Annotated in this window: 2 protein-coding genes; both read left to right on the top strand. The window is 61.3% G+C overall.

Annotation, left to right across the window (positions count from 1 at the left end; genetic code table 11):
- Positions 1-294 precede the first annotated feature (294 nt).
- Positions 295-3975, top strand: a complete 3681-nt coding sequence (locus R6U20_RS00670) for a DNA gyrase subunit B (protein WP_410335945.1) — start codon at positions 295-297, stop codon at positions 3973-3975.
- A 51-nt stretch (positions 3976-4026) separates the two neighbouring features.
- Positions 4027-4256: glycosyltransferase (locus R6U20_RS00675; RefSeq protein WP_410335946.1), on the top strand; the 230-nt coding region annotated here is incomplete at its 3' end.

Below are 4256 nucleotides of genomic sequence, written 5' to 3' on the forward strand. Positions count from 1 at the left end.
CCCATCTATTATCAGCAGCGCTACTATCGCACCGACCGCGTGGCCTACGAACTGGAACTGGAGCGCGGTACCGCCCCCACCCCGGCCACGGCAGGCATGCCGCTGCGCGACTTCGTGCCCGTGTTCACGCCCGAAGGCGATCTGTGATAGTCAAGACGAACGGCATCCCATGCTTCGTGAACCAGGGGCAAACCGGCGAACCGTTGCGTAGAGCTCCGGTACCTATACTGTTGTGCCCTCGCCAACGCGGGGGCCCCCTGTTGTTTTTCTTGGATACGACCCTGTCTCTCCCTCATGGCTACTGAACACGACCTTCCCGTAACGCCGTACGCGGCCTCCAACATTCAGGTGCTTGAAGGCCTGGAAGCGGTGCGCAAGCGCCCGGCCATGTACATTGGCGATGTTGGGATTCGCGGCCTGCACCACCTGGTGTATGAAGTGCTCGACAACTCCATTGACGAAGCGATGGCCGGGCACTGCGATGCCATCAATGTGGTGATTCACGAGGACGGGTCGGTCTCGGTGGAAGACAACGGGCGCGGCATTCCGGTGGACGAGCACCCCACCGAAAATCGCTCGGCGCTCGAAGTGGTCATGACGGTGCTGCATGCCGGCGGCAAGTTCGACAAAGACAGCTACAAGGTGTCGGGCGGACTCCACGGCGTGGGTGTGTCGTGCGTAAACGCGCTGGCGATCCGCTTTGTAGCAACGGTCTACCGTGATGGGGCGGTGTGGCAGCAGAGCTATCGCTGCGGCGTGCCCGAGGGACCCGTCACTAAGCTGCGCGACATGCGCGACGACGAAACCACGGGCACCGAGATCCGCTTCTGGCCCGACGGCTCTATCTTCAAGGAGACGGACTTCCGCTTCGACACGCTTTCGGATCGCCTGCAGGAGCTGGCCTTCTTGAACCGCGGCGTGCGCATCCAGCTCGAAGACGAGCGCGAAGAAGACGAAGACCTGCGCCACGAGGAGTACTATTCCGAAGGCGGCATTAAAGAGTTTGTGGAATACCTCGACGAGGCTCGAGACCCGATCATCGAGGATACCATCTACATCAGCGACGAATCGGGCGAGGTGCCGGTGGAGCTGGCTATGCGCTACAACGACAGCTACAACAAGACCGTGCTGTCGTTTGTGAACAACATCAACACGCACGAGGGCGGCACGCACGTCTCCGGCTTCCGCCGCGCGCTGACCCGCACGCTGAAGGGCTACGCGCAGAAGAACGGCATGCTCAAAAAGCTGAAGTTCGACCTCTCGGGCGATGACTTTCGCGAGGGGCTGACGGCGGTGCTGTCGGTGAAGGTGCAGGAGCCTCAGTTTGAGGGGCAAACCAAGACCAAGCTGGGCAACTCCGAGGTGCAAGGCACGGTGGAGTCGCTCATCAACACGCAGCTCGGGCGCTGGCTCGAAGACCACCCAAATCAGGCTGAGTCGATCATCAACAAGGTGGTGCTGGCGGCGCAGGCCCGCGCGGCGGCCCGCAAGGCCCGCGAACTCGTGCAGCGCAAGAGCGCCTTCACCAGCGGCGGTCTGCCGGGCAAGCTGGCCGACTGCTCCTCGCGCGATCCGGAAGAGAGCGAGATCTACCTGGTTGAGGGGGATTCGGCGGGGGGCTCCGCCAAGCAGGCGCGCGACCGCCACTTTCAGGCGATTTTGCCGCTTCGGGGGAAGATCCTGAACGTCGAAAAGGCGCGGCTCGACCGCATCCTCGAAAACAACGAGATTCAGAACATTGTGACGGCCCTCGGCACAGGGCTCACCACCACCGAAGAGGAGTTCGATCTGTCGCGGCTCCGCTATCACCGACTGGTGATTATGAGTGTGGATGCCGACGAGCATGTCTTCGTGCGCCGACAAGGGATGGTGCGCATGGTGAAGATTGGCGCTTTCATCGATGAAGCCCTCTCCAGAGCTAACGACACCCCACATGCGCACTTCGATAAGCGCAGTGGCAAGGACCTGGGGGAAGTCCTCTGCTTTGGCATCGACGGTCAGGAGGTTCGCTTTCGTTCCATCAAGAGCGTAATTCGCCACGAAATAGAGGAGGCGCTCTACGAGATCACAACTGCCTACGGGCGCTCGGTGCGCGTAACGGCCAGCCATAGCGTGTTTGTGCACGATGGAAACGGCGGCACCATGCTTAAACGCGGCGATGAGATCACCAAAGACGACATGGTCGTGGCCCCGCAGACGGTCAATCTGCCGGGCACGGCTCCAGAGCAGTACGACCTGATGCGCGTGCTTCATGCTGTGCCCGAAGCGGCCTCGCAGGTCTGGGTGCGCGGACCGGCTGTTGAGGATTGGCACCGGGCCCAGGTAGAAGCTGAATATGCTCACGACCCCGAATGGACTGCTGAGCGCGTGTCGGTCCCGAATGAAGTGGGGGCCGCTGTGGCTGAGGCACGACGCAATAGCGCGCTCACCAACCAGGAAATCTGCGACGCCATTGGCATCAAGCAGCCCTGCACGTTGTATGCATGGGAGAACGGCACATCGCGCCCCACATTGCCGAACTGGAACGCCTACCTCCAAACGATTGGCGCGGAGGTCGAATCGGTGATGGCAGGTGTTGAGGTAGGCAGCAGTCGACTTCAGCATACGTGGGATACGCAGTACACAGGCGCACCCACCAACCGCGTTCGCGACCACGTGCGGCTGTCGGATCTGACTACTGCCGACCTGGACTGGTTTGAGGAACGCACCGATTGTACACTTACCCCCGAACATTACGCCGACCACGGCCTGCCGCGTCACCTGAAGGTAACGCCCGAGCTTATGAAGCTGCTGGGCTTCTACCTGGCCGATGGCTCCGGATCGGCGCGGGGCGGCATCCGGCTTGCTATTGGCAAACGCAACCAGGCGCTTGTCAATGAAATGAATGCCGCGTTCGAGACGGTCTTTGGGCGGCCTGCTTCGTTCTACGCATCCAACGACTCCGACCGCGCCGATGAGCTCAAGCTGGTCAACCGCGTAGCGGCGCTGGTGTGGGCGCATCTGTTTGGATTCGACGGGGATACCGCATCTACCAAGTCGATCCCCGACCTTGTGTACACGGTTGATGCGCCCTTACGCAAGGCCTTCCTACGCGGGTATCTGCTGGGCGATGGCACCGTTTCAGAGCGGAAAGTGTCGTTCACAACGACCTCGCGTGACCTGGCCAGCGGACTGGTCTACCTGCTGGGCTCCTTTGGTGTGGTAGCCTCGCGGTCTGAGCGCGCTCCTGACCCCACCGAGCGCACCATTCGCAACGAACCCTGTGTGAGCCGCTCACGCGTACATACCGTTACCATTTCGGCACGCGAAGACCTGCACACACTTCGGTCTGTGTGGATTGACCATCCGAAGGGCCCTGCACTCGCCGAGCGCCTGAAGACAGGCAGCGACTGCCCCAGCAACCGGGCGTTCCAACGGTTGGACGGCGACCTAATGGCCCTGCCGATACGCTCCATCGAAGAAGTGGAGGCCACCAACGGATATGTCTACGACTTCTCGGTCGAAACCGACGAAAACTTCGTTGCCGGTATGGGCGGTCTATGCTGCCACAATACCGATGCCGATGTCGACGGGGCGCACATCCGCACGCTCTTGCTCACGTTCTTCTACCGGCAGTTGCGCCCGCTCATCGAGCAGGGATATGTGTACATTGCCATGCCGCCGCTCTATCGCATCCAGCAGAGCAAAGACGAATACTACCTGTGGACCGATGAGCAGATGCGTGAGAAGATGGCGGAGCTACGCGCCAATGGAAAAGCGAAGCCCAGCTTGCAGCGCTACAAGGGCCTCGGCGAGATGAACCCCGAGCAGTTGTGGACGACTACCATGAACCCGGAAACACGCAAGCTGCAACAGGTCTCGATTAACGACGCGGCCAGCGCCGACCACACCTTTAGCACGCTTATGGGCGACTCCGTCGAGCCGCGCCGTAAGTTCATCGAACGCAATGCCAAATACGCTACCATCGACGTGTAGCGGCCTGCTTCCGGTTCGCTGTTTGCCGTGTTGCCGGCCTCCGCCGTACCTATGCCGACCCCCGAGCTGTCCATTGTCGTTCCGGTGTATAACGAAGCCGACTCGCTCCCCGAGTTGGCCGATCGCCTGCGCGCAGCCTGCGCCGATTACGCCATTGAGGTGTGGCTCGTCGACGACGGCTCATCCGATGACTCCTGGGCCGTCATCACGGCGCTGCATGAAGACGACGAGCGGTTTCGGGGGATTCGACTGCAACGCAACTACGGAAAGTCCGCCGCGCT

Source organism: Longimonas sp., from assembly GCF_046498435.1.
Classification (GTDB): Bacteria; Bacteroidota; Rhodothermia; order Rhodothermales; family Salinibacteraceae; genus Longimonas.